The sequence below is a fragment of the Alkalibacter mobilis genome (genome assembly GCF_015594845.1).
GTDB classification, from domain to species: domain Bacteria; phylum Bacillota; class Clostridia; order Eubacteriales; family Alkalibacteraceae; genus Alkalibacter; species Alkalibacter mobilis.
Genome location: NZ_JADNRK010000053.1, coordinates 1 through 2,859, shown reverse-complemented (window position 1 = coordinate 2,859; position 2,859 = coordinate 1). Strand labels below are relative to the sequence as shown.

Sequence of the window (2,859 nt, the reverse complement as noted above, 5' to 3'; positions counted from 1 at the left end):
TGCTTCCTTGGAATAGTTCAATACAAGCGGCTTGTGCCGTAAAAAAATAATAGATGACATGATGGCGGCCTTCTGATGAACCGGCCGCTTGTTTTATTGTTTACATGCGATTATTGACCGCTTACGATGAAAGGCAAAAGTATTTTAAAGATAAATTAAAATACTATACACTACTTTCAAAAAAAAATGAGGAATATGCAAGTACCTTGAAGCGTATTAAAAATGATCTTTGGGAATGCATTATAACTCAACGTCCAGAAGTTTATTATTTTATTAACAGATTCAATGATCAGTATGAAGATGACAACAAAATTGGAAGCTTATTTAAAGCTTGGATTAATTACTTACCATTCGTAGAATTCCATATAGAATTAAAAAAAGAGTTGATTTTAGATAGGAATAAAAGTAATGATTGTGAAGTCTATAATTGGGGATTATCTTCAAAGAAAGAATACATAGATGCTTTTACGTTACCAATTAACGAGAAGGTTGAAAACTTAACAAGTGAACAATCTGTTTATACGATTATTGATGCTGGTGAAAAAGGGACATTCTCATATAAACTTTTGGATAAAGCTCTAAAATTTATTAAGGATCATGAGTTTAGTCTCTCCGGGGATGTAACTGGAAATTTACTTGCTCGAGTGCATGAACCTGATGGATATCATAGATACATAGAACTTTGGCTACCAATAAAAAAATGTTAATTTATAAATTAACATATTGACCTTCAAGTGCTTGTAGGGTTTATGCTATGAGTATACAAAATTTAGAAAGAAGGTTAAATATGTTTACTAAGTTATTTTCACCAATTAAGATTAATGAATGTGAAATACCTAACAGATTAGCCGTTACAGCCATGGTCGCAAATTATTGCAATGATGACGGAACAGCATCTGATAGATATATTGCATATCATGAAGCTAAAGCAAAAGGCGGTTGGGGTTTAATTATCACAGAAGACTATGCAATAAATGATCATGCAATGAATTTCACAAATGCAGCAGGTCTGTGGGAGGATTCACAAATTGAAAGCCATAAGCGATTAACTGATACTATCCATCAATATGAAAGTAAAATATTTGCTCAAATATTTCACGCAGGCAGGCAAAGTAATCCTTTTGTCAACGGTGGGATGCAGCCTGTAGCCCCATCAGCAATACCCTGTCCATGGCATAAGCAAATTCCCCGTGAATTGACTATATCTGAAATTGAAAAGTTTGTAGATGAGTTTGGAGACACTGCACTAAGAGCAAAGAAAGCAGGTTTTGATGGAGTTGAAATCCATGCAGGACATGGGTATTTGTTAGCTGAATTTTTATCCCACTATGTTAATAAAAGGACTGATAAATATGGGGGTCCTCTTGATAACAGAGCAAGAATAATTAAAGAAATCATCGAAAATATTCGATCAAAAGTTGGAAGTGATTTTCCAGTGACCATTCGTTATTCAGCGGATGAAGCAGTCCAAGGTGGTAGGACTATTGCAGAAACAAGAGTACTTGCTAGATTATTTGAAGAGTGGGGCTTTGATGCTTTACATATATCATCGGGTGTTTATGGTGATCATAATAAGGGAATAATATCTCCTATGTATGTTGATCAAGCCTGGACTGTAGATTATGCGGCAGAAATAAAAAAGATCGTTAAAATACCTGTATTTACAGTGAATAGAATCAATGACCCTAGAATGGCTGAAGATATTTTAGAAATGGGAAAAGCTGATATAATTGGAATGGGAAGAGGATCTTTAGCAGATCCAGATTTACCAAATAAAGCGAAATTTGGGAAACTAGATTCCATAAGGTATTGCATTAGTTGTTTGCAAGGCTGTATGGGAGGTTTGGCAACGGGATCTGTAAAATGCTTAGTAAATCCCTCCCTTGGCAGAGAAGGAGAAATTGACTATTCTCTTGTAGAAAAACCTAAATCAGTTTTAATTGCCGGTGGTGGTCCAGGAGGGTTACAAGCTGCTTTATCTGCATCTTCAAAAGGTCATAAGGTAAGCTTGTATGAAAAAAGACCATATTTAGGAGGTCAATTCAAATCTGCGGCATATCCTCCATGCAAAGGAGACTTATCCAATTTTACTACATGGATAATCAATCAATTATATGAATTGGGAGTAGACATCCACCTTAATACGGAAGTGACAAAAGAGTTAGTTGTAGAAAAGAATCCAGATGTTGTAATTATTGCAACTGGTGGAAGTTCACTAATTCCTCCGATTAAAGGAATAGATAAACCTAACGTTTTTACAGCGGAAGATGTACTTTTAGGAAAAGTTGCTACAGGTGATAAAATTGTTGTAGCTGGTGGAGGGGAAGTAGGTTCTGAAACGGCAGCACACTTAGGAATGCAGCAAAGAGAGGTCTCACTTGTAGAAATGACGCCAATTCTTTGTAAGGAACTTAATGGTGTAAATAAGTATGGATTGATGAAAATTTTAGACGAATACGAGGTAAAGAGATATACAGAAACTAAAGTCATTGAAATTTTAGATAATGGTGTTATGGTTGAAAACGGACAGGGGAAATTTACAATTCCTGCTGAAACAATCGTGCTTGCTTTGGGTTATAAACCGGATAATTCGCTTATAGATGAATTAGAATCAGTACACAAGAATGTAATAACTATTGGGGGAGCATTAAAAACCTCAAATGCTCTAGTGGCAATCGAAGAAGGTTTTGAAGTAGGAATGAGCATTAAATAGAATCAAGTTTAGGAGTCTAAGTCAAGTCCGAAAAAGTGTGTAAATTCCCTCGGTTAGTTTTTTAAGCAGCAACAGTGGTATTTTTGGCCAATCGATGTTGATGGTATTCTTCCATATCAAGATATCGCTTACCCGTTGTCCATTTC

2 protein-coding genes are annotated in these 2,859 nt (G+C 35.4%); both read left to right on the top strand.

Translation table 11 applies throughout. The features are described from left to right. Positions 1 to 113 precede the first annotated feature (113 nt). Positions 114 to 707, top strand: coding sequence for a hypothetical protein (locus tag IWB18_RS12250; RefSeq protein ID WP_195683906.1), 594 nt, complete (start codon positions 114 to 116; stop codon positions 705 to 707). An 80-nt stretch (positions 708 to 787) separates the two neighbouring features. Beyond that, entirely contained in the window at positions 788 to 2,713 is a 1,926-nt protein-coding gene (locus IWB18_RS12245) for an oxidoreductase (protein ID WP_195683905.1), read from the top strand. Positions 2,714 to 2,859 lie beyond the last annotated feature (146 nt).

What these genes read in the sequence shown, in the direction of transcription:
- IWB18_RS12245 (WP_195683905.1), top strand. Translation starts at nt 788, where the DNA reads ATGTTTACTAAGTTATTTTCACCAATTAAGATTAATGAATGTGAAATA.